Annotated in this window: 22 protein-coding genes; 20 read left to right on the top strand and 2 right to left on the bottom strand. The window is 66.8% G+C overall.

What is annotated here, in order from left to right; all coding sequences use genetic code 11:
* Positions 1–3 precede the first annotated feature (3 nt).
* The 5 genes from sufD to LI953_RS11450 are packed head-to-tail and all read left to right on the top strand — an operon-like array spanning position 4 to position 3,471.
* A complete protein-coding gene (sufD, locus tag LI953_RS11470) occupies positions 4–1,101 on the top strand; it encodes a Fe-S cluster assembly protein SufD (protein ID WP_227076221.1) in 1,098 nt (365 codons plus the stop codon).
* Positions 1,098–2,336, top strand: coding sequence for a cysteine desulfurase (locus LI953_RS11465; RefSeq protein ID WP_227076220.1), 1,239 nt, complete (start codon positions 1,098–1,100; stop codon positions 2,334–2,336). Before sufD ends, LI953_RS11465 begins: the two co-directional genes overlap by 4 nt.
* Entirely contained in the window at positions 2,333–2,734 is a 402-nt protein-coding gene (gene sufU, locus LI953_RS11460; RefSeq protein WP_227076219.1) for a Fe-S cluster assembly sulfur transfer protein SufU, read from the top strand. Before LI953_RS11465 ends, sufU begins: the two co-directional genes overlap by 4 nt.
* Positions 2,727–3,092, top strand: coding sequence for an SUF system Fe-S cluster assembly protein (locus tag LI953_RS11455; protein ID WP_227076218.1), 366 nt, complete (start codon positions 2,727–2,729; stop codon positions 3,090–3,092). Before sufU ends, LI953_RS11455 begins: the two co-directional genes overlap by 8 nt.
* Positions 3,093–3,102: 10 nt before the next feature.
* On the top strand, positions 3,103–3,471 hold the full coding sequence (locus LI953_RS11450) for an iron-sulfur cluster assembly accessory protein (protein WP_227076217.1): 369 nt from the start codon (positions 3,103–3,105) through the stop codon (positions 3,469–3,471).
* Positions 3,472–3,485: 14 nt separating this feature from the next.
* Here the strand turns inward: LI953_RS11450 and LI953_RS11445 are convergent, their stop codons facing one another.
* Both LI953_RS11445 and erpA read right to left on the bottom strand, forming a co-directional pair.
* Positions 3,486–4,259: an exodeoxyribonuclease III gene (locus tag LI953_RS11445; protein ID WP_227076235.1), complete on the bottom strand. Its 774-nt coding sequence runs from the start codon at positions 4,257–4,259 to the stop codon at positions 3,486–3,488.
* Positions 4,255–4,581, bottom strand: coding sequence for an iron-sulfur cluster insertion protein ErpA (gene erpA / locus LI953_RS11440; RefSeq protein WP_227076216.1), 327 nt, complete (start codon positions 4,579–4,581; stop codon positions 4,255–4,257). Before erpA ends, LI953_RS11445 begins: the two co-directional genes overlap by 5 nt.
* A 60-nt stretch (positions 4,582–4,641) precedes the next feature.
* Between erpA and LI953_RS11435 the strand changes: the two genes are divergently transcribed.
* The 15 genes from LI953_RS11435 to LI953_RS11365 all read left to right on the top strand — a co-directional run bounded on the left by LI953_RS11435 (position 4,642) and on the right by LI953_RS11365 (position 23,380).
* Positions 4,642–5,784 carry a deoxyguanosinetriphosphate triphosphohydrolase gene (locus LI953_RS11435; RefSeq protein WP_227076215.1) on the top strand — a complete coding sequence of 381 codons (1,143 nt, stop codon included), beginning with the start codon at positions 4,642–4,644 and terminating at the stop codon, positions 5,782–5,784.
* A gap of 10 nt (positions 5,785–5,794) precedes the next feature.
* The gene (gene argS, locus LI953_RS11430; protein ID WP_227076214.1) at positions 5,795–7,534 is read left to right on the top strand and encodes an arginine--tRNA ligase; all 1,740 of its coding nucleotides are present in this window, start codon (positions 5,795–5,797) and stop codon (positions 7,532–7,534) included.
* 2 nt (positions 7,535–7,536) lie between these two features.
* Positions 7,537–8,226, top strand: coding sequence for an SPOR domain-containing protein (locus LI953_RS11425; RefSeq protein WP_227076213.1), 690 nt, complete (start codon positions 7,537–7,539; stop codon positions 8,224–8,226).
* Positions 8,223–9,071 (top strand): beta-N-acetylhexosaminidase, encoded by an 849-nt coding sequence (gene nagZ / locus LI953_RS11420; RefSeq protein ID WP_227076212.1) that lies wholly within the window; start codon positions 8,223–8,225, stop codon positions 9,069–9,071. Before LI953_RS11425 ends, nagZ begins: the two co-directional genes overlap by 4 nt.
* A complete protein-coding gene (locus tag LI953_RS11415) occupies positions 9,068–9,751 on the top strand; it encodes a site-2 protease family protein (protein WP_227076211.1) in 684 nt (227 codons plus the stop codon). The genes nagZ and LI953_RS11415 overlap by 4 nt, the downstream gene beginning before the upstream one ends.
* A complete protein-coding gene (locus LI953_RS11410) occupies positions 9,735–10,490 on the top strand; it encodes a ScpA family protein (RefSeq protein WP_227076210.1) in 756 nt (251 codons plus the stop codon). The genes LI953_RS11415 and LI953_RS11410 overlap by 17 nt, the downstream gene beginning before the upstream one ends.
* Positions 10,483–11,094 carry an SMC-Scp complex subunit ScpB gene (scpB, locus tag LI953_RS11405; protein ID WP_227076209.1) on the top strand — a complete coding sequence of 204 codons (612 nt, stop codon included), beginning with the start codon at positions 10,483–10,485 and terminating at the stop codon, positions 11,092–11,094. The genes LI953_RS11410 and scpB overlap by 8 nt, the downstream gene beginning before the upstream one ends.
* Positions 11,091–11,759, top strand: a complete 669-nt coding sequence (locus LI953_RS11400; RefSeq protein ID WP_227076208.1) for a gamma-glutamylcyclotransferase — start codon at positions 11,091–11,093, stop codon at positions 11,757–11,759. The genes scpB and LI953_RS11400 overlap by 4 nt, the downstream gene beginning before the upstream one ends.
* Positions 11,760–11,778: 19 nt before the next feature.
* Positions 11,779–12,219: a Sec-independent protein translocase protein TatB gene (gene tatB, locus LI953_RS11395; protein WP_227076207.1), complete on the top strand. Its 441-nt coding sequence runs from the start codon at positions 11,779–11,781 to the stop codon at positions 12,217–12,219.
* A gap of 3 nt (positions 12,220–12,222) precedes the next feature.
* On the top strand, positions 12,223–13,011 hold the full coding sequence (gene tatC, locus LI953_RS11390) for a twin-arginine translocase subunit TatC (protein ID WP_227076206.1): 789 nt from the start codon (positions 12,223–12,225) through the stop codon (positions 13,009–13,011).
* Positions 13,004–14,275 carry a serine--tRNA ligase gene (serS, locus tag LI953_RS11385; RefSeq protein ID WP_227076205.1) on the top strand — a complete coding sequence of 424 codons (1,272 nt, stop codon included), beginning with the start codon at positions 13,004–13,006 and terminating at the stop codon, positions 14,273–14,275. Before tatC ends, serS begins: the two co-directional genes overlap by 8 nt.
* A gap of 102 nt (positions 14,276–14,377) precedes the next feature.
* Complete coding sequence (locus LI953_RS11380) at positions 14,378–15,574, top strand: efflux RND transporter periplasmic adaptor subunit (RefSeq protein WP_227076204.1); 1,197 nt, start codon at positions 14,378–14,380, stop codon at positions 15,572–15,574.
* Positions 15,571–18,666, top strand: coding sequence for a multidrug efflux RND transporter permease subunit (locus LI953_RS11375; protein WP_227076203.1), 3,096 nt, complete (start codon positions 15,571–15,573; stop codon positions 18,664–18,666). Before LI953_RS11380 ends, LI953_RS11375 begins: the two co-directional genes overlap by 4 nt.
* Positions 18,663–21,947, top strand: a complete 3,285-nt coding sequence (locus LI953_RS11370) for an efflux RND transporter permease subunit (protein WP_227076202.1) — start codon at positions 18,663–18,665, stop codon at positions 21,945–21,947. Before LI953_RS11375 ends, LI953_RS11370 begins: the two co-directional genes overlap by 4 nt.
* Positions 21,947–23,380, top strand: a complete 1,434-nt coding sequence (locus LI953_RS11365; protein WP_227076201.1) for an efflux transporter outer membrane subunit — start codon at positions 21,947–21,949, stop codon at positions 23,378–23,380. The genes LI953_RS11370 and LI953_RS11365 overlap by 1 nt, the downstream gene beginning before the upstream one ends.
* The last annotated feature ends 1 nt before the right edge of the window (position 23,381 follow it).

The raw sequence follows: 23,381 nt of genomic DNA, 5'->3' as shown, positions 1-23,381 counted from the left end.
GCCATGACCGCGCTGCCCACCAAGAAACTGGAAGCCTGGCGCTATACCGATCTGCGGCCGCTTTCGGGCATCAGCTTCGTCGCCCCGCCGGTAGGCGCTGCCCCGGCGCTGCCTGATCTCGGCTTGCCGCGCCTGGTGTTTCTCAATGGCGTGTTCAACGCCGCCTTGTCCTCGCCGTTCGCTTTCGCGCGGGGCTTCGCGCCCGTCGCTGAAGACTCCGCGCTGCCGCTGGCGCAAATCAACGCCGAACAGGCGCATGACGGCGCGACGCTGCATGTTCCCGCCGGCGTGGATGCCGGAACGGTGCTGCTGATCTCGCACGCCACGGGCGACGTGCCCTTCGCCTTCCACCTGCGCCACCGCATCACGCTGGGCGAGGGGGCGCGGCTGACAGTGCTTGAGATTGCCAAAGGTGAAGGCATTTACTGGCACAACCCGGTGACTGATATCACGCTGGCGGCCAACGCGGCGCTCACGCATATCCGGGTGCAGGAGGAAAGCCGCGCGGCATATAGCCTCGCCACCATCCGCGCCAGCGTGGCCGCTTCCGCATCCTACGAGCATTTCACCGCCACGATCGGCGGCCAGCTCTCGCGCACCGAAATCCATGCGGCGCTCACCGGCCCCGGCGCGCTCGCGCATCTCAATGCCGCGCAACTGCTAAATGGCACGCAGCATGGCGATTTCACCACGGTCGTCGCGCACAAGGCTCCGGGCTGCGCCTCGCGCCAGACGGTGAAATCCGTACTCGCGGATACCGCGCGCGGCGTGTTCCAGGGGCGCATCGAGGTTGCGCGCGGCGCGCAACAGACCGATGGCTTCCAGCTCAGCCAAGCGCTGCTGCTGTCGCCGGGCGCGGAGATGGACACCAAGCCCGAGCTGGAAATTTTCGCTGATGACGTGAAATGCAGCCACGGGGCCACGGTAGGCGCGCTGGATGAGGAGCAGCTTTTTTACCTGCGCTCGCGCGGCATCCCCGAGGCGCAAGCGCGCGCCATGCTGATCCGCGCCTTCCTGGAAGCCGCGCTGGAGCCGGTGACGCAGAAGGAGGCAAGGACCTTGCTGGAAGCCGCAATCAATAACTGGTGGGTGCAGCCATGAGCGCCACGCTGCGGAGCTTCGACGTCACCGTGATCCGTGAGGATTTCCCGATCCTTAAACAGCAGGTGCATGGCAAGCCGCTGGTGTTCCTCGACTCAGCCGCCTCGGCGCAGAAGCCGCGCGCGGTGATCGACGCCATGCGCCATGTGATGGAGGCGCAATACGCCAACGTGCATCGCGGCCTGCACTATATGTCGGAAAAAACCTCCGACGCGTTCGAGGCGGTGCGCGACAAGGTGGCGGCGTTTATCAACGCCGCGTCGCGCGATGAGATCGTTTTTACCCGCAACGCCACGGAATCCATCAACCTCGTCGCCTATACCTGGGGCCGCACCGCGCTGCGTCCGGGCGATGCGGTGGCGGTTTCCGAGATGGAGCATCACGCCAATCTGGTGCCCTGGCAGATGCTGCGCGACGCGCACGGCACAGATCTGCGGATCATCAAAATCACCGATGCGGGCGAGATCGATTTTGACTCGCTCGAACAGGTGTTCGCCGATGGCAAGGTGAAGCTGCTCGCCGTCACGCAGATGTCGAACGTGCTTGGCTCCTACACGCCGGTTGAGCGTCTGGCGAAATTCGCGCATGAGCGCGGCGCGAAAATTCTCGTCGATGGCTGCCAGGCGATTGTGCACCGGCATGTCGATGTGCAGGCTATCGGCGCGGATTTTTATGCGTTCTCCGGCCACAAGCTCTACGGCCCCACCGGCATCGGCGTGCTGTATGGCAAGCGTGAATTGCTGGAGGCGATGCCGCCCTTCATGGGCGGGGGCGAGATGATCGGGCATGTCACCTACGAGAAATCGACCTGGGCAAAACCGCCCTTCCGCTTCGAGGCGGGCACCCCTGCGATCATCGAGACGATCGGCCTGGGCGCGGCGATTGATTACGTGCGTGGCATCGGCTTCGAGGCGATCGCCGCGCATGAGCATGAATTGACCGAGCACGCCCTCGCCACGCTCGGCAATATCGAGGGGGTGAATATCATCGGCCATGCGCAGGACCGCGGCGGGGTGATCTCCTTCACCATGCGCCACGCGCATCCGCATGACATCGCCACGCTGCTCGACCGCCAGGGCATTGCCGTGCGCGCCGGGCATCATTGCGCCGAGCCGCTGATGGGCCGCATGGGCGTGACCGGCACGGCCCGCGCCTCGTTTGGAATGTACACGACGCCGGAGGAGATCGACGCCCTGGCCAAAGGTCTGCTCCGTATCAAGCAGGTTTTCGCATGAGCGATCCGTATCAGGCGCTCATCGTCGAGCGCCACAAGCATCCGCTGCATGCCGGCCGTCCGGCGCAGTTTGACGCCGAAGGCGAGGGCGCCAACCCCATCTGCGGCGACAAGGTGCATGTGTATCTGCGCCGGGCGGGCATGGATGTGCATTACGAGGCCCAGGGCTGCGCGATCCTGAGCGCCAGCGCCGATCTGATGGCTGACGCGGTGGCCGGCAAGACCGCCGAGCAGATCGCGCAGTTGAGTCGCGACTTTGAAACGCTGCTCACCACCGGGCGGGAAAACCCGGCGCTGGGCGGCCTCAACGCCCTGGCCGGGCTTGCCGCCTATTCTTCCCGCATTCGTTGCGCCACGCTGCCCTGGAGCGCGCTGGCGGAGGCTTTGCATCATGTCTGACACCGAGAAAATGGTTCCCGTGACCGCCTGGACGCCCGAGGGCGAGACCGCCCCGCGCGTGTCGGAAGACGCCGTGATCGGTGCCATCGCCACCGTGTATGACCCGGAGATCCCGGTGAATATCTACGAACTTGGCCTGATCTACGCGATCGAGATCAGCGACAAGAACGACGTGCATGTGGAGATGACGCTGACCGCGCCGGGCTGCCCCTCGGCGCAGGAATTGCCGGAGATGGTGCGCATGGCCGTGGCGGCGGTGGATGGCGTGGGCGATGTCACCGTTGATACGGTATGGGACCCGCCCTGGGACCAGAGCCGCATGAGTGAAGAAGCGCGGCTCGCGCTGAACATGTTCTGAGGGATTTGCCATGAGCACAAGCTTCACCCCCGCCAAACTGAAACGTGAACTTCCGCCGCTGATGCAACTCAGCGAGGCGGCGGCCGCGCGGCTGCGCAAGCTGTATGAGGGCGCCGAGGCCGGCAAGCTGCTGCGCATCTCGGTGGGCACGCGAGGCTGTTCCGGCATGGCTTACGAGATGAGCTGGGTGGAAGCCCCTGGCCCGCAGGATGAGAGCGTGACCAGCCAGGGCCTCACCGTGCTGGTGGACCGCAAGGCCACTCTGTTCCTGATCGGCACGGTGATGGATTACAAGGAAGACAAGCTGACCCGCGGCTTCACCTTCGAGAACCCGAACGAGAAGGGCCGCTGCGGTTGCGGCGAGAGCTTCCACGTTTAACGCGGCAATACCTCTTAAACCGTGAGTTCCACGCTCACCGGCACATGGTCGGAGGGCTGCGGCTTGGCCCGCTCATCCTTGTGGATGGTCACGCTCACCAGCCGCTCCGCCAAGCGCGGCGAGAGCAGGGCGTGGTCGATGCGCAGGCCGGAATTCCGGTCCCACGCGCCGCCCTGGTAATCCCAGAAGGTGTATAGCGTATCGCGCGGGTGCAGGGCGCGCACCGCTTCGGTCAGCCCGGTATAGAGCAGCGCGTTGAAGGCCAGCCGCGTCTCCGGGCGGATCAGCGCGTCGCCCGGCGGCAAGGCGCGCGGGGCGAAATCGGCGTCGGTGGGGCAGACATTGTAATCCCCGGCCAGGATGAAATCCTCATCCGCAGCCAGCATCGCGACGGCGTGGCGGCGCAGATTCTCCATCCATTCCAGCTTATAGGCGTAGCCCGCCTCGCCGCCGGAATTGCCGTTGGGCAGATACAGCCCGCCGATGCGCAGGCCCTGGGCGCGCAGCTCGACATAGCGCGCATGCGCGTCCGCCTCGGTCATGCCGGGCAGCTTGCGCAGGGTCACCTCCACCGGGGCGCGGTGCAGAATGGCGACGCCGTTATAAGATTTCTGCCCCACCACCACTGATTCATAGCCAAGCTGACGGAAGGTGAGGGCGGGGAACTGGTGCGCCTCGCACTTGATCTCTTGCAGCAGCAGGTAGTCCGGCTGCTCGCGCGTGAGGAAATCCGCGACATGCGCCTCGCGCATGCGCACGGAATTCACGTTCCAGGTGGTGACCTTAATCAACGGAGAACGACGTCCCGCAGCCGCAGGCGGCGGTGGCGTTGGGGTTCTTCACCAGGAAATGCGCGCCCATCAGGCTGTCCTTGAAGTCCAGCTCCGCCCCGGCCAGGAAATCCAGGCTCACAGGGTCGACATACACGGTGGCGCCGTCTTTCTCAACGATCAGATCATCGGCGTTGCGGGTCTCGGTGAGATCGAACTTGTATTGCAGGCCCGAGCAGCCGCCGGCCAGCACCTCGACCCGCAGCGCCTTGGCGCCGGGCTCGCTGGCCAGGATTTCCGCCACCCGCGCGGCGGCATTGGAAGAGATGGTAAAGTTCATGCCCCCTATATAGGCGGCCAGGGCCTTGGAGGTAAGGGTGCGCTGCGTTAAGGCAGAGCCATGAGTAAAGCCCCCTATGCGGTGCAAGCGCCGGACTCGCGCGGCCGCCAGCACGCCCAGCCGGATTCCGACGACCGCAGCCCCTATCAGCGCGACCGCGACCGCGTGGTGCACTGCTCGGCCTTCCGCAAGCTGCAATACAAAACCCAGGTTTTCGTGACGCGCGAGGGGGATTTCTACCGCACGCGGCTCACCCATAGCCTGGAGGTGGCGCAGGTCGCCCGCTCCATCGCCCGCGCCCTGGGGCTGGATGAGGATCTGACCGAATGCCTGGCTTTGGCGCATGATCTGGGCCACCCGCCCTTCGGCCATGCGGGCGAGCGCGGGCTGAACGAGGCGCTGCGCGAGTTTGGCGGTTTCGACCATAACGACCAGAGCTTCCGCGTCGTCACCCTGCTGGAGCAGCGCTACGCGGCGTTTGACGGGCTCAACCTCTCCTGGGAGACGCTGGAGGGGCTGGCCAAGCATAACGGCCCGCTGAAGAACCCGCCGCCGACCATTGCCGCCTTCGACGCCGCGATGCCTCTCGACCTCAAGCGCCAGACCTCGGCTGAGGCGCAGGTGGCGGCCTTCGCCGACGACATCGCCTATAACACCCACGACCTCGATGACGGCCTGCGCGCGCGGCTGTTCGAGTATGAAGAAATCCTGGACCTGCCGGTGATCGGCGGGTTGATGCGCCGCGCGCTGGACCTCACCCCGGCGCGCAACCGCGTGCGCCATGAGCTGAGCCGGGCGGTCATCAACACGCTGATCCACGATGCGCTGACCGAGAGCCGCCGCCGCCTCGCCGCGCTCAACCCGCAAAGCGCCGAGGATATCCGCAATGCCCCCGGCCCGGTGATCGGGTTTTCCGACGAGATCCGCGCCGCCAACCAGGCGCTCAAACGCTTCCTGTTCGCGCGCATGTACCGGCATTGGCGCGTCAACCGGCAGACGCACAAGGCCGAGCATGTGACCAAGACCCTCGCCACCCTGCTGCTGACCCAGCCCGGCCTGCTGCCCGATGATTGGCGCGACCGCGCGGGCAAGCCCGGCACCGCCCAGGCGGCCGAGGTGGTGCGCGATTACGTGGCGGGCATGACCGACCGTTACGCTTTGGATGAATTTTCCCGGTTGACCGACCCCGCCGTCCCTGCCTGAAAGCATGTCCATGACTGAAGAGAATTTGTTCGCCGCGCTGCGCGGCATTGTGCTGTCCGCCCTTGAGGAGCTGGCCCCCGGCCTCGCCCCGGAGGTGCTGGCGCGCGTCGAGGTGACCCCGACCAAGGACCCGGCGCATGGCGATATGGCCTCCAACGCCGCGATGATCGCCGCCAAACCGGCAGGCAAGGCCCCGCGCGATCTGGCTGCCGCGCTGGTCGAGCGCCTGCTGGCGCAGCCGGGCATCGCCAAGGCCGAGGCGGCCGGGCCGGGCTTCGTCAACCTCACCTTGGCGCCGGAGCTGTTGCTGGCGCAGGTGCCGGTGATCCTGGGCGCGGGCGAGGCCTATGGCCAGAGCCGGGCGGCGCGCGGCAAGATCAATGTGGAATACGTTTCCGCCAACCCCACAGGGCCGCTGCATGTCGGCCATTGCCGCGGCGCCGTGGTGGGCGACGCGCTGGCCAATCTGCTGGCCAAGGCGGGGTATGACGTGACCAAGGAGTATTACATCAACGATGCCGGGGCGCAGGTCATCGCGCTCGCCCGCTCGGTGTATGTGCGTTACCTGGAGGCGCTGAAGCTCTCGCCGGAAGCCTATATCGAGACCGTGCCCGGCGGCATGCAATATGGCGGGGCTTATCTCATCCCCATCGGCGAGGCGCTGGCCGAAAAATATGGCGATGAATTCGCCGAAACCCCTGAGGCGCATTGGCTGGACGTGTTCCGCGACTTCGCGGTGGCGCGGATGATGGAGCTGATCCGCGAGGATCTCGCCGCGCTCGGCGTGGTGCATGACGTGTTTTCCTCCGAGCGCGCGCTGGTGGAAAATGGCGGCGTGGCGCTCAAGCTGCAAACCCTGCGCGACCAGGGGCTGATCTACCGGGGCATCCTGGAGCCGCCCAAGGGCAAGACGCCGGATGATTGGGAGCCACGCGAGCAGGAGCTGTTCCGCGCCACCGAATTCGGCGACGACGTGGACCGCCCGATCGCCAAATCCGACGGCTCGTTCACCTATTTCGCCAATGACGCCGCCTACCACGCGGACAAGATCGCGCGCGGCTTCCATGCCATGATCGATGTCTGGGGCGCCGACCATGGCGGCTATGTAAAGCGCATGCAGGCGGCGGTGAAGGCACTCTCCGGCGGCCATCCGGCGCGGCTCGATGTGGTGCTGTGCCAGATCGTGAAGGTGCTGAAAGACGGCGAGCCGGTGAAGATGTCCAAGCGCGCGGGCACGTTCGTCGAGCTGCGCGATCTGATCGACGAGGTCGGCCCGGATGCGGTGCGCTTCCTGATGCTGATGCGCAAATCCGACGCGCAGATGGATTTCGACCTCAACGCCGCGGTGGCGCAGACGCGCGACAACCCGGTGTTCTACGTGCAATACGCGCATGCGCGCTGCCGCTCGGTGCTGCGCGCCGCCCCGGCGGTGGAGGCGCGGGCCGATCTCTCCAGCCTCACTGCGCCCGAGGAGCAGGCCATGCTGCGCCGCCTCATCACCTGGCCGCGCCTGGTCGAGCAGGCCGCCGAGTCGCGCGAGCCGCACCGCGTCGCCTTCTTCCTGTACGATCTGGCGGCGGATTTCCACGCGCTGTGGAATGCCGGGCGCGACAACGCGGCCCTGCGCTTCCTGCAGGAGGACAAGCCAGCCGAGACCGCCGCGCGCGTCGCGCTTGTCGCCGCCACGGCGATTGTGCTTCGCTCTGGCCTTGCCGTGCTAGGGGTGAAGCCGGTCGAGGAGATGAGATAGGCTTGCAGGACCCGGACGACGATTTTCTCTACCAGCCCAACCGGGCGCGGGGGGAGCGTTTGGACCCCGCCCTCCGCCGCATGGTGCTGGCGGCGGGTGGGGTGTCGGTGCTTGTCATCCTGGTGGCGCTGGGCTGGAGTGGCTTCCGGACCACCGGCTTCGGCCCGCCGCCGGTGATCAATCCGCCTGACACGCCGCTGCGCGTGGTGCCCGACGATCCGGGAGGGTTGGTGGTTCCGGGGGCGAATATTCCGATCATGTCCGGCCAAAGCGCCGCGCCCGGCGCCCCGCAACTCGCGCCCAGCGGGCAGGCGCCAGATGTTGCGGAGCTCGACCAGGCCGCCGGGCTCACCCAGCCGCCCGCCCCCGCGGCCCCGCCAGCGGCCGCCGCGCCGCCCGTTGCGCCAGCGGCCGCGCAAACGCCTGCAGTCCCGGCGGCATCCGATGTGCCGACCGATGTGCAACTCGCCGCGCTGCCCGATGAACCCAGCGCCGCCGCCACCTGGACCGATTTGCAGAAAAAATACCCCGATCTGCTCGTGGGCAAGAAGCCGGTGATCATCCCCGCCGTGGTCAATGGCCAGAGTGTCTGGCGGCTGCGTATCAGCGGCTTCCCCAGCGCCCAGGCGGCCAAGACGTTTTGCGGCGAGCTCACCGCCAAGGGCGCGCAATGCGCGGTGGCGGCGTTTTGACCCCCGCGATTCTCGGCATCTCCGGCCCGGCGCTGACGCCGCAGGAGCGCGCGCTGTTCCTGGCGCACCGCCCGCGCGGAGTGATCCTGTTCAGCCGCAACATCGAAACCCCGGCCCAGCTCGCGGCGCTGATGGCCGATTTGCGCGCCGCCCTGCCCGAGGGCGCGGTGCTGATGGTGGACCAGGAGGGCGGGCGCGTGGCCCGGCTGAAGCCGCCGCACTGGCCCGCTCTGCCCGCCGTTGGCACCCTGCGCACGCCGGAGGCGGCTTTTGCCCATGGCCGCGCCCTCGGCGCGATGGTGCGCGACGCCGGCTTTACCATGACCGCCGCCCCGGTGCTGGATTTGCGGGTCTCCGGCGCGTCGGACGTGATTGGCGACCGCGCCATTACGGGCGATCCCGAAACCGTGGCCTTGCTGGGCGGGGAGATCGCGCGCGGCATTCTGGCCGAGGGCGTCACCCCGGTGATGAAGCACATCCCCGGCCATGGCCGCGCCCTGGTGGATAGCCATGTCGCCCTGCCGCGCGTGCCCGCGCTGAGCGATGATGACCTGCTGCCCTTCATCCGCAACCGGCATCTCCCCTGGGCGATGACCGCGCACGTGGTCTATGACTCCATCGACCCCGCGCGCCCCGGCACGCTCTCGCCCATCGTCATCCGCGAGATCATCCGGGGCAAAATCGGCTTCACGGGCACGCTGGTCTCGGATGATCTGGCCATGGGCGCGCTCTCAGGCACGCCAGCCGAGCGCGCGCGGGCGGCGCTGGCGGCGGGGTGCGACGTGGCACTCTACTGCCCCGGCGACTTTGCGGGCAATCAGGCGGTGCTGGAGGCGCTGGCATGAGCGGGATGCTGCTGTTTCTGCTCGCTTTGGCCCCGGCCATCATCCTGCACGAGCTGGCGCACGGGTATGTCGCGCATCTGCTGGGCGACGATACCGCCCGCAATGCCGGGCGGCTGACGCTGAACCCGCTGAAACATGTCGATCCGTTCGGCACCGTGGCGCTGCCATTGCTGCTGGCCTTCATCCAGCTCGCCAGCATCGGGCGGGTCGAGTTCCTCTATGGCTGGGCCAAGCCGGTGCCGGTCAACCCGTTCAACCTCGCGATCAATGGCCGCCGCGACCCGCGCCGCCTGATGGGGGTGGTGGGCATTGCCGGCCCGGCGATGAATTTCGCCCTGGCGCTTGCCGCCGGGTTCGCCCTGCATGGCGGGGTGGGGTTGGAGTATCTGGTCTATTTCATCGAGATCAATCTCGTGCTCGGGCTGTTCAACCTGATCCCGCTGCCGCCCATGGATGGCGGGCGGGTGGCGGTGGCGCTGCTGCCGCTGCCGCTGGCGGCGCGGCTGGAGCGTTCCGAGCGGTTCGGCATTCTGCTCGTGCTGCTGGTGCTGTTCGTGCTGCCGGTGGCGCTGGCGCAGATCGGCGTGCAATTCGACCCGTTCCAGGCGGCGATGGACAAAATCCTGCCCTGGGCGGAACATCTGGTTCTGGTGCTGACGGGAAATGACGCAGGAAACTGAAGCGCTGGTGCTGCATCTGGACGGGTATGAGGGGCCGCTGGACCTGCTCCTCGAACTCGCGCGCGCGCAGAAGGTCGATCTCGCCAAGATCTCCATCCTGCAACTGGTCGAGCAATTCCTCGCCGTTATCGACGGCGCGCGGCGCGTGCGCCTGGAATTGGCGGCTGACTGGCTGGTGATGGCCGCCTGGCTGACCTGGCTGAAATCGCGCCTGCTGGTGCCGCAGCTGGGCGAGCCGGAGGATGCGGAACTCGCCGCCGAGACGCTGGCGGCGCGGCTGATCGACCTGCAAACCATGCGCCAGGCCGCCGCTTGGCTGGGGCAGCGGCCGCAGCTCGGCTGGGATGTGTTCCCCCGCGGCCTGCCCGAGGATTTCACCGAGACCGACCGCTCCAAGCTGAAGCTGGATATTCCGGCGCTGCTGGCGGCCTATCTGGCCGCGCGGCGGCGTGCCGGGGCCAAGCAGAGCTACCGGCCCAAGCCGATGGTCTACCTCTCGGTGCGTGAGGCGCTGGAGCGCATCGGCCGCCTGTTGGGGGCGCTGCCGGATTGGGCCTCGCTGGAGCAATTCCTGCCCGAGGGGCTGGAGGATGGGCTGCCCAAGCGCGCGGCCATCGCCGCCACCTTGATCGCGGGGCTGGAAATGGCCAAAGATGGCCGCTTGAATTTGCGCCAGGACGAGCGGTTCGGCCCGATTCTCGTGCGCAACCGGACGGAGTGCGAGGCAGGCGATGAGTGACGACATGATTCAGGCCCTGCGTCTGGCCGAGGCGGCGGTGTTTGGCGCCACGCAGCCGGTCACGCCGCGCATGCTCGCCAGCCTGCTGCCCGAAGATATGGATGTGGACGCGGTGATGGGCGCGCTGGAGGCCGCCTATGCCGCGCGCGGGGTGAATCTGGTGCAGGTTGGCGGAGGCTGGCAGTTCCGCACCGCGCCCGATATCGCGCCGCAGCTGCGCAAGGTGGTGGAGCTGCCGCGCCGCCTGCCGCGCGTGGCCATGGAGACGCTGGCGATCATCGCCTATCACCAGCCGGTGACCCGCACCGAGATCGAGGAGATCCGCGGCGCCTCGCTCTCGCAGAACACGCTGGACCTGCTGCTGGAGAACGCGCTGATCACGCCCAAGGGCCGCAAGGAAACCCCAGGCCGGCCGACGCTGTGGGCCACCACCCCAGCCTTCCTGGCGCAATTCGGGCTGAACGACCTGCGCGACCTGCCCAAGCGCGACGAATTGCTGATCGACCCCACCGGCCCGGCGCCCGCGCCGGCTCCCGCCTCGGTATTCGTGGCCGAGGCGGCGGAGGCCCCGGCAATACCGCCGGAGGACGAAGCCGCGCCATGACCCTGCGCATCACCCGGGAAACGCTGCTGGACGGCACGGTGCGGGAGATGCAGCGGCATTACGCGAGTTCGCACCCCGACATGCATTGGCGCAGCGAGGCCGAGATGGCACGGCTGCTGCGCGAGACCCTGGCCGGGCGCAAGGCCGGGGATGATCTCTGGGTGTTCGGCTATGGCTCGCTGATCTGGAACCCGGCCTTCGACTATGCCGAGAAGCGCTGCGCCTTGCTGCGCGGCTGGCACCGGCGGTTTTGCCTCAAGATGTATATGGGCCGCGGCACGCCCGAGGCGCCGGGGCTGATGCTGGCGCTGGACCGCGGCGGCGCCTGCCGCGGCGTGGCCTTCCGGATCGAGGCAAAAAAAGTGGCGCAGGAGCTGGAGCTGCTCTGGCAGCGCGAGATGTATGGCGGCTCTTATAACGCCCGCTGGGTGACGCTGGAGAGCGGCGGGGAGCGCTACAAGGCGCTCACCTTCGTCATCAACCACGCGCATCCGCGCTATACCCGCGAGCTCACGCTGGAGCAGACCGCCGCGATCATCGCCACGGCCAAGGGCGATCTCGGCACCTGCCGCGAATATCTGGAGAACACGATCAGCCATCTGCGCCAACTCGGCATGCGCGATACCGGGCTCACCCGCATCGCGGCGGCTTTGCCGAAGCGCTAGAGCCTGCTAGCAGAACCATATGTTCGGATTATCCTGGGGAGAGATTGGCCTGATCCTGGCGGTGGCGCTTATTGCCATCGGGCCGAAGGATTTGCCGGTCGCCATCCGCACCGTCACTGGCTTCATCAAGAAGGCGCGCGGCATGGCCGCCGAATTCCAGGGGCATGTGGACGAGATGATGCGCGAGGCGAATCTCTCTGACGTGAAAACCGAGATCGACAAGCTGCGCCGGTTCGATTTCAAATCCGCCGCCGAGCAGACCATCGACCCCGATGGCGCGCTGCGCAAGGCCGCCACCGAGGTGAAGGACGCCACGCAACCCGCGGCGGCGGCCTACACGCCACCGGCTCCGGTGGTGGAGGAGCCGCCCGAGGCGCCTGATTTCATTCCGCCCGAGGCGGCGCGCAAGCCGCCCGTGCCGGGCTTCATTCCGCCTGGCACCAGGCGCTGGGGGTTCTGAGCCATGGCCGACGAGACCAGGCCCGATGACGACGAGATCAACGACAAGGAGATGCCGCTGCTGGAGCATCTGGCGGAGCTGCGCCGCCGGCTGATCTGGTCGGCGGGCGCGTTTATCATCGCCTTCATCGTCTGTTACCATTTCGCGCCGCGGATCTATGAATTTCTGGCCGCGCCGCTGGCGCATGCGCTGGAGGCGCGCGGCGAGAAGCCGGAGCTGATCTACACCGCGCTGTATGAGGCGTTCTTCACCTATGTGAAGGTCTCGGTGTTCGCCGCGGCGTTCATCTCCTTCCCCGTGGTGGCCTCGCAGCTTTGGCTGTTCGTGGCGCCGGGGCTGTATAAGCGCGAGAAGCGGGCGTTGCTGCCGTTTCTCATCGTCACGCCGATCCTGTTCTTCGCGGGCGGGGCGCTGGCCTATTATGTATTCTTCCCCGTGGCGTGGAAATTCTTCCTCTCCTTCCAGCAGATGAGCGGCGGGGTGGAGATCTCGCTGATGGCGCGGGTGAGCGACTATCTTGACATCGTGATGAAGCTGATCTTCGCCTTCGGCCTGTCCTTCGAGCTGCCGGTGCTGCTCACCCTGCTCGGCAAGGTCGGTATCGTCACCGCCGCCTCTTTGCGCAAATACCGGCGCTACGCCTATGTCGGCTGCTTCATCCTGGCCGCCGTGATGGCCCCGCCCGACGTGCCGAGCCAGGTGCTGATGGCCGGTTTGCTGATCTTCCTGTTTGAAATCTCGGTCTTCTCGGTGAAGCTGGCCGAGCCAAAGATGGACGCTGAAAATGCATGACATAAAGACGATTCGTGATGACGCCGCCGGGTTCGACGCCGGGCTGGCCCGGCGGGGCATCATGCCTGTCTCGCGCGAACTGTTGGAACTGGACGAACAGCGCCGCGCCGCCCTGGCCAAGCAGCAGGAATTGCAGGCGGGCCGCAACGCCCTGGCCAAGAAGATCGGCGAGGCCAAGCGGGCCAAGGCCGATACGGCGGCGCTGGAGGCCGAGGGCGCGCGCATCCGCGCCGAGATGGAGGCGCTGGATGCCGAAGGCCCGCGGCTGGACGCGGTGTTGCGCGACACGCTGAGCAAGATCCCCAACCTGCTCGACCCCGCCGTGCCGGAGGGCAAGGACGAGACGGACAACAAGCTCGTCAAGCATTGGGGCGAGACGCGCGATTTCGCCTTTCCGGTGAAGCAGCATTTCGAGCTGGGCGAGGTGCTGGGGCTGATGGATTTCTCCGGCGCCGCCAAGCTCGCCGGGGCGCGCTTCACGGTGCTGAAAGGCGCGCTCGCCCGGCTGGAGCGCGCGCTCGGGCAGTTCATGCTCGATGTCCACACCAATGAGCACGGCTATTGCGAGACCATCGTGCCGCTGCTGGTGAACGACGCCAGCATGTTCGGCACCGGGCAGTTGCCGAAATTCGCGGAGGATCTGTTCCAGACCACCGATGGCCGCTGGCTGATCCCCACCGCCGAGGTGTCGCTGACCAATCTGGCGGCGGGCGAGATTTTGCCCGCGGCGAAGCTGCCGATCCGTGTCACCGCGCTCACCCCCTGCTTCCGCTCCGAGGCCGGGTCCGCCGGGCGCGATGTGCGCGGCATGTTGCGCCAGCACCAGTTCTACAAGGTCGAGTTGGTCAGCATCACCACGCCCGAGGAGTCGGAGGCCGAGCACGAGCGCATGACCCGCGCGGCGGAGACGATCCTGGAGCGGCTGGAATTGCCCTACCGGCGCATGCTGCTCTGCGCCGGCGACACCGGCTTCTCGGCCGCCAAGACCTACGATCTCGAAGTCTGGGTGCCGGGGCAGGAGACATATCGCGAGATTTCCTCCTGCTCCAACACCCGCGCCTTCCAGGCACGGCGCATGAATGCCCGCTTCCGCGCGGGCGAGGGCAAGCCGGATTTCGTGCACACGCTCAATGGCTCGGGCGTGGCGGTTGGCCGTGCGCTCATCGCGGTGCTGGAGAATTACCAGAACGAGGACGGCTCCATCACCATCCCCGCGGTGTTGCGGCCTTATATGGGCGGCATGGAGTGCATCGCCGCAGCCTGACCCCGCGCGTTACCCTTTGTCATTCTCCTGTCAACACCCGCCCCGCGACATATCTCTGCTAAAGGGGTATAGGGCTGACCGATTGACCGGGAGTGCAAGAGCGTGGCGGAAGCGACGGAGCAGCGCAAAAGCAAGCGGAAACGTTGGATCGGCGGCATCATCCTGGTGCTGTTGGCGCTGTTCGTCTGGTGGCGCCATAGCGGCACGGGGCCGCAACGCCAGGGCAGCGGGCCGCCCGTGGTGGGGGTGGCCAAGGCGGTCACAGGCTCGATGCCGGTGGAGCTGGATGAGCTGGGCACCGTAACCCCGGTCTCCACCGTCACCGTGCTGCCACAGATCAGCGGTTATCTCACCCAGGTCGCCTTCACCGAGGGCCAGCAGGTCAGCCAAGGCCAGTTCCTCGCCCAGATCGACCCGCGCCCCTATCAGATCCAGCTTGAGCAATACCAGGCCGCTTTGGCCAAGGACAGCGCGTCCCTGGCCCAGGCGCGCTCAGACCTCGCGCGTTATGAGACGCTGGCGGCGCAGGACAGTATTTCCGCCCAGCAAGTGGCCGATCAGCGTTTCCTGGTGGCGCAGGATGACGCGCTGACCAAATCCGATCAGGCGAATATCGACAGCGCCAAGCTCAACCTCGCTTATTGCCACATCACCTCGCCGATTAGCGGGCGGGTCGGCCTGCGCCTCGTCGATGTTGGCAACTATGTCACCTCCGGCAGTTCCACCGGCATCGCCGTGATTACCAGCACCTCGCCGACCACCGTGATCTTTTCGGTCTCGCAGGCCGATCTGGCGCCGGTGCTCACGCGGCTGGGGCAGGGGGCGCAACTCACCGCCGCCGCCTATTCCAGTGACGATACCACCAAGCTCGAAGACGGCACACTCTCGGCGGTGGACAACCAGATCGACACCAGCACTGGCATGGTCAAGCTGCGCGCCGATTTCGCCAATGCCGACGGCGCGCTGTTCCCCAACGAGTTCGTCAACGTGCATCTGCTGGTCAACACGCTTACCAATGCCACGCTGGTGCCCAGCCAGGCGGTGCAGACCGGCCAGCCCGGCACCTATGTTTATGTCGTGCGTGCGGATGGCACCGTGCATGCCCAGCCTGTCACAACCGGGCCGACGGATGGCACCAACACCGTGATCCTGAAAGGTGTGCAGCCGGGTGACGAGGTGGTGACAGATGGCGTTGACCGCCTCTCCGACGGCGCCGCCGTGCAGGTGGTGAGCGACACGCCGGGGGCGGCCACGGCCCAGCCGAAGCGGCGCCATACTCACACCGCCAGCGCGCAGTGAACCCGTCCCGGCTGTTCATCCTCCGCCCGGTCGCGACATCGCTGCTGATGATCGCGTTCGTGCTGGTCGGGCTGGTGGCGTTCAGCTACCTGCCGGTGTCGGCGCTGCCCGATGTCACCTACCCGACCATCCAGGTGCAGACATTTTACCCCGGCGCCTCGCCCGAGGTGATGACCTCCGCCGTCACCGCCCCGCTGGAGCGCCAGCTTGGGGAGATGGAGGGGCTGAACCAGATGCATTCCTCCAGCTCCGCCGGGGCGTCCGTGATCACGCTGCAATTCAACCTCGCGCTCAGCCTGGACGTGGCCGAGCAGGAGGTGCAGGCGGCGATCAACGCGGCGGGAAATCTGCTGCCCTCCGATCTTCCGGCGCCGCCGGTTTACGCCAAGGTCAACCCGGCTGACGCGCCGGTGATGACGCTGGCCATCACCTCGAAGACGATGAATCTCACCGCCGTGGAGGACATCGCCAATTCCCGCCTTGCCGCCAGGCTGTCCGAGATCCCCGGTGTTGGCCTCGTTACGGTGAGCGGTGGCAATGTGCCCGCCGTGCGGGTGGAGGTGAATCCGCAGGCGCTGGCCGCCTACGGGCTGTCGATCGACAATATCCGCACGGATATCAGCAACCTCAACGTCAACGCGCCCAAGGGCAGCTTCTCCGGCCCGCGGCAGAGCTACACGATTAACGCCAACGACCAGATCACCGATGCCAGCGAATACGCGAAGCTGGTGATCGCCTATAAAAACGGCAACCCAGTTTATCTGGGCGACGTGGCGAAGATCATCTCCGCGCCGCAGGATGCCGAGCTGGGCGCCTGGGCCAACCGCATCCCGGCCATCGTGCTCAACATCCAGCGTCAGCCCAACGCCAATGTCATCGCCACGGTGAATGCGGTGAAGCGCGAGCTGCCAGTGCTCACCGCCGGGCTGCCCGCGGCGCTGCAAGTGGCGGTGATGAGCGACGGCACCACCTCCATCCGCGCCTCGGTGCGCGATGCGGGGGTTGAGCTGGGGCTCAGCATCGTACTTGTCGTGGCCGTCATCTTCGTGTTTTTGCGCAATCTGCGCGCGACCATCATCCCCAGCATCTCGGTGCCGGTGTCGCTCGTCGGCGCGCTGGCCTTCATGTATCTGTCGGGCTTCTCCATCGATAATCTGTCGATCATGGCGCTGATCATCGCCACCGGCTTCGTGGTCGATGACTCCATCGTGATGATCGAGAACATCGCCCGCTATCTGGAGATGGGCGAGGCCCCGCTGGAGGCGGCGCTGAAGGGGGCGGGGCAGATCGGCTTCACCATCATCTCGCTTACCGTGTCGCTGATCGCGGTGCTGATCCCGCTGCTGTTCATGGGCGATGTGGTCGGGCGGCTATTCTCCGAATTCGCGGTGACACTGGCCTACACCATCGTGATCTCGGCGGTGGTCTCGCTCACCCTGGTGCCGATGCTGTGCGCGCGCCTGCTGCACCGCAAGGGCGAGGACAAGCCGTCGCGCTTCGAGGCCTGGAACGAGCGGCAGTTCAACCGTCTCATCGCTGGTTATGAGCGTGCGCTGGACTGGGTGCTGCGCCATGCGCGGCTCACCCTGGCGGTGGCGGTGGGCACGCTCATCCTCACCGTGCTGCTCTATGTGTTCATCCCCAAGGGCTTCTTCCCGGTGCAGGATACCGGGGTCATCGAGGGCTTCTCGCAGGCGGCGCAGAGCACCTCCTACACCGCCATGGCCGCGCACCAGCAGGCGCTGGCCGACGCGCTCCTGCAAGACAAGGATGTTGCCAGCCTGACCTCCTATATCGGCGTGGACGGCACCAACACCACGCTCAACCAGGGGCGGTTTCTTATCAACCTCAAGCCGCTCGGCCAGCGCGGCCTGTCGGCGGCGCAGATCATTCCGCGCCTGCAGCGCGAGGTGGCGGGTGTGCCGGGGGTGAAGCTGTATCTGCAGCCGGTGCAGAGCCTCACGCTCAACACCTCGGTCTCGCCCACGCAATACCAGTTCGCGCTGGAGGGGGCATCGCAGGCCGATTTGCAAACCTATGTGCCGAAGCTGATGGCCAAGCTGCAGGCGCTGCCGGAGCTCACCGGCGTCGCCAGCGGATTGCAGGCGGCTGGGCAGTCTGTCTATGTGGATATCGACCGCACCAGCGCCGCGCGCTTCGGCATCACCCCCGCCACGGTGGACAACGCGCTCTACGACGCCTTCGGCCAGCGCATCATCTCCACCATCTTCACGCAGACCAACCAATACCGCGTGATCATGACCGTGGACCCGGCGAAGATGACCTCCGCCGCCGCGCTGGGGAATATCTATCTGCCCTCCGCCGCCGCCGCGGGCGGGCAGGTGCCGCTTTCGGCCATCGCCAGCTTCAACACCCAGCCCGCGCCACTCGTCATCGAGCATCTGGCGCAATTCCCGGCCACGACTATCTCCTTCAACCTCGCTCCCGGCGCTTCGCTCGGCGCGGCGGTCAAGGCCATCCAGCGGGCGGAGGCGTCGCTCAACCTGCCTGCCTCGATGCAGACCAGCTTCCTCGGCGCCGCGGCGGCGTTCCAGAACGCGCTCAGCAACGAGGTGTTCCTGCTCATCGCCGCGATCATCGCCGTCTATATCGTGCTTGGCGTGCTCTATGAGAGTTTCGTGCATCCGGTCACGATCCTTTCCACATTGCCCTCGGCCGGCATCGGCGCGCTCATCTTTCTCTGGCTGGCCGGCGAGGGGCTGGATGTGATCGGCATCATCGGCATCGTGCTGCTAATCGGCATCGTCAAGAAGAACGCGATCATGATGATCGACTTCGCCCTGCACGCCGAGCGCAACGAGGGCAAGGCGCCGCGCGACGCCATCTTCGAGGCCGCGCTGCTGCGCTTCCGCCCGATCCTGATGACCACGCTGGCCGCGCTGTTCTCCGGCTTGCCGCTGATCTTTGGCGGCGGCATGGGGGCGGAGCTGCGCGCGCCGCTGGGTGTCGCCATTGTCGGCGGGCTGCTGGTCAGCCAGTTGCTCACGCTGTTCACCACCCCGGTCATCTACCTCGCATTCGACGCTCTGGCGCGGCGCTTTGGCCTGCGCCTCGGCCAAGCCGGCGCATGAGCATCCCGGCGATCTTCATCCGCCGCCCGGTGGCGACCATGCTACTGATCATTGGCATTGCGCTGTCGGGCATACTCGGTTTCATGAAGATGCCGGTGGCGCCGCTGCCGAAGATCTCGTTTCCCACCATTCAGGTGCAAGCCAATATGGCGGGGGCCAGCCCGGACACCATGGCCGCCACCGTGGCCGAGCCGCTGGAGCGCCATCTCGGCACCATTGCCGATGTCACCGAGATGACCTCGCAATCGGGCATTGGCACCACCCGCATCACGCTGCAATTCGGCTTCGACCGCGACATCAACGGCGCCGCGCGCGATGTGCAGGCGGCGATCAACGCCGCCCGCGCCGATCTGCCGGTCACGCTGCGCGCCAACCCGACTTACGAGAAATTCAACCCGGCGGACGCGCCGATCATGGTGCTGGCGCTTACCTCAGATACAATGACCCCAGGCCAGCTCTACGATTCCGCCGATACGGTGCTGGCGCAGCAATTCGCGCAGATCCAGGGGGTGGGCAATGTCGAGCTCGGCGGTGCGGCGCTGCCCGCGGTGCGCGTGGAGTTGCAGCCCGGCCCGCTGGCGAAATACGGCATCGGGCTGGAGGATGTGCGCGCCGCCCTGGCCGCCGCCAACGCCAACGCGCCGAAAGGCTATTTCGACATCGGCCCCAGCCGCTACCAGATCTACACCAATGATCAGGCGACACGCGCGGCGCAATACCGCGATCTCGTCATCGCCTACCGTAACGGTCAGGCGGTGAAGCTCTCCGATGTCGCGGATGTCGAGGATTCGGTCGAGAATTTGCAGAATGCCGGGTATTATAACGGCAAGCGCGCGGTGCTGGTAATCATCCATCCCAGCCCGGATGCCAATGTCATCCGCACCGTTGACCAGATCAAGGCGTTGTTGCCCAAGCTGCGCGCGGCGCTGCCGCCGGCCATTAGTTTTGGCGTGGCGCTCGACCGCTCGCAATCCATCCGCGCCGCGCTGACCGACACCGAGCGCACGCTGTTCATCGCCGTGCTGCTGGTGGTGGCGGTGGTGTTCATCTTTCTGCGCTCGCCGCGCGCTACGCTCATTCCGGGGCTGGCGGTCCCGGTCTCCATCCTCGGCACGTTCGGGCCGATGTATTTGCTCGGCTTTTCCATCGATAATCTCTCACTGATGGCGCTCACCATCGCCACCGGCTTCGTGGTGGATGACGCGGTGGTGGTGACGGAGAACACGATGCGCCATCTCGAAGCCGGGATGGACCCGCTGCAGGCGGCCCTGCGCGGCGGGGCGGAGGTCGGCTTCACCGTGCTCTCGATGAGCGCCTCGCTGATCGCGGTGTTTCTGCCGATTCTGATGATGCCGGGGCTGCTCGGCAAATTATTTCAGGAGTTCGCGGAGACCCTGTCGCTCACCATCGCCATTTCGCTGCTCGTCTCGCTCACCGCCACGCCCACGCTCTGCGCGCTGCTGCTGCGCCCCGCGCGCGAGCAGACGCACGGGCGCTTCACCGCCGCGCTGGAGCGCTGGTTCGAGGCTACGCGCCAGGGCTACGAAACATCGCTGCGCTGGGCCCTGCGCCACGCCAGGCTCGTGGGGTTCGGGCTGATCCTCACCGTGGTCCTCAACATCGTGCTGTTCGTGGTGGTGCCCAAGGGCTTCTTCCCCGAGCAGGATACCGGGCTGCTCATCGGCACCATCCAGGCCGATCAATCGATCTCCTTTGCCGCGATGAAGCAGAAGCTGCTGCAATTGCAGACCATCGTGCAGCACGACCCCGGCGTGGCCTCGGTTGCCGGATTCACTGGCGGGCGCACGACCAATAGCGGCTTCCTGTTCATCACGCTCAAGCCTCTGGCGCAGCGCCACCTCAGCGCCACGCAGATCGTCGCCCGGCTGCGCCGCCCGCTCGCGCGCATTCCAGGTGCGCAGACCTTCCTGGTGCCGGCGCAGGATCTGCGCGTCGGCGGGCGGCAGAGCAACGCCGAATACCAATACACGCTGCAAAGCGACAATGCCGACGATCTCTACGCCTGGGTGCCCAGGATCGTCGCCGCGCTAAAGCAGGACCACACGCTCGTGGATGTGAACTCCGACGTGCAACAGGGCGGGCTGGAGACCGACATTCATATCGACCGCGCGCTCGCCGCCCGGCTCAACGTCACCCCCAACCAGATCGACAGCACGCTCTACGACGCCTTCGGCCAGCGCAATGTCTCGACGATCTATAACGAGTTGAACCAGTATGAAGTGGTGATGGAGCTGGCACCGAAATATCAGCAGACACCGCGGGATCTCTCGCGCATCTACATCAGCACCTCGGGCGGCAAGGCCAGCGGCACGGCGCAGACCAATCTCGCCGCCGGCGCGGTGGTGGCCAACACCCGCAGCACCAACACCACCGCCACCGTGGCGCTGGATTCAGCGACCAACGCGGCGGTCAATGCCATTGCCACCGGGGCGGTGGGCGGCGCGTCCTCGGGCGCGGCGGTGAGCACCCATGGCGAGACCATGGTGCCGCTCTCGGCCATCGCCAGCTTCGCGCCGGGCACCACGCCCATCGCGGTGAATCACCAGAGCGGGCGCGTGGCCGCCACCATCTCCTTCTCGCTGCCGCAGGGCGTGGCGCTTGGCACCGCCGCCGCCACCATCCAGCGCACCATGGCCAGGCTCGACGTGCCGCTCACCATCACCGGCAGCTTCGCCGGCACGGCGGCGGCGTTCCAATCCTCGGCGGCGTCCGAGCCGCTGCTGATCCTGGCCGCGATCGCGACCGTCTATATCGTGCTCGGCATTCTTTATGAGAGCACGATCCACCCGATCACCATTCTCTCCACCATTCCCTCGGCCGGGCTGGGGGCGACGCTGTTTTTGCTCATGCTCAACACGCCGCTCACCATCATCGCGCTTATTGGCGTCATCCTGCTGATCGGCATCGTCAAGAAGAACGCGATTCTGATGATCGATTTCGCCATCCAGCTCGAACGCGGCGAGGGGCTGAGCCCCGAGGAGGCGATCTTCCGCGCCGCCAGCCTGCGCCTGCGCCCGATCCTGATGACCACCTTCGCCGCGATTCTCGGCGCGCTGCCGCTGGCGATCGCGCTGGGGCAGGGGGCCTCGCTGCGGCAGCCGCTGGGGTTGACCATCATCGGCGGGCTGGTCGTGAGCCAGGCATTGACGCTCTACACCACGCCGGTGGTGTACCTATGGCTGGAGCGGCTGGCGACCAGGCTGCGCGGCGGCAAGAGCGACAAGGCGCCGCCACGCCAGGGCGGCATTGTGGAGGCGTGATGAAGCGGTTGAGCGTATTGGTGGCCCTGGGGTTGAGTGGCTGCATGGTGGGCCCGGATTATCATAAGCCCGCTCTGCAAGTTCCAGCCGCGTATAAAACCGCGCCGGGCTGGGTGGCCGCCAAGCCCGCCGATGCCGCGCCCAAAGGCGCGTGGTGGCGGGCCTTCAACGACCCGGTGCTGGACCGCCTGGAACCCCAGGTGGCGGTGAACAACGCCACGCTCAAGGCCGATTATTTCGCCTATCAGCAGGCGGTCGAGATCGCCCAGGCGGCGCGCGGCGGGCTGTTCCCGAGCCTAGGCCTCACCGGCAGCGCCACCCGCCAATCCGGCGCCAGCGGCGGTGTGTCCGGCGCGGGTCCGCGCACCTCCGGCACGTTTGAGGGCGATGCTGCCTGGACCCCCGATATCTGGGGCAAGATCCGCCGTCAGGTGCAGGGTGATGTCGCCGCCGCACAGGTGAGCGCCGCCGACCTCGCCAACGCCACGCTCAGCGCCCAGGCGCAGCTCGCGTCGGACTACGTGGATCTGCGCGCCGCCGACGCCGCCATCGCCCTGTATCAGCAGACGGTCGCGGCCTATCAGCGCGCATTGCGGATCACCGAAAACCAGGCCGCCGCGGGCACCGCCGCCCCGGCGGACGTGATCACCGCGCGCACGGCGCTGGAGGGCGCGCAAGCCCAGCTCATCAATGCCGGGGCGGCCCGCGCGCAATATGAGCATGCCATCGCCGTGCTCACCGGCCACGCCCCGGCTGATCTCTCCATCCCGCCCGGGGTACAGATCGCCACCGTGCCGCTCACCCCGCCCGGCCTGCCCAGCACGTTGCTCCAGCGCCGCCCCGACATTGCCGCCGCCGAGCGCACCATGGCCGTGCAGAACGCGCAGATCGGCGTGCAGATCGGCGCCTATTACCCGGATATCACGCTCTCCGCCCTGGGCGGCTACGCGGCGGACCCGATCGCTGGGCTGTTCAGCGCCTCCAACGCGTTGTGGTCGCTCGGGGCCAATGCCTCGGCCACGCTGTTCGCGGGCGGCACGCGCAGCGCCAATGTCCAGGCCGCCGAATTCGCCTATGACCAGAGCGTGCAGACCTATCGGCAGACGGTGCTCACCGCCTTCCAGCAGGTGGAGGACGATCTCTCCAACCTCACCATCTACGCCCAGCAACAGGCGGTCCAGGACCAGGCGGTGACCGATGCCGCCCGCGCCGTGCAGATCGCACTCAACGAATACCAGGCCGGCACCGCCGCCTATACCGCCGTGACCCAGGCGCAGGTGACGCTATTGCAGGACCAGCAAAGCCAGCTCGCCATCCGGCAGAACCGGCTGCTGGCGGCGGTGGCGCTGATTCAGGACCTCGGCGGCGGGTTCGCGGCCGCCGAACTCCCGAGCGCGGACCAGATTCAGGCCGGGCTGCCCTTCGCGCCGTGAA

Source organism: Acidocella sp. KAb 2-4 (genome assembly GCF_020567705.1).
In the GTDB taxonomy this organism is placed as follows: Bacteria; Pseudomonadota; Alphaproteobacteria; order Acetobacterales; family Acetobacteraceae; genus Acidocella.
This window is presented reverse-complemented; position numbering and strand designations above follow the sequence as displayed.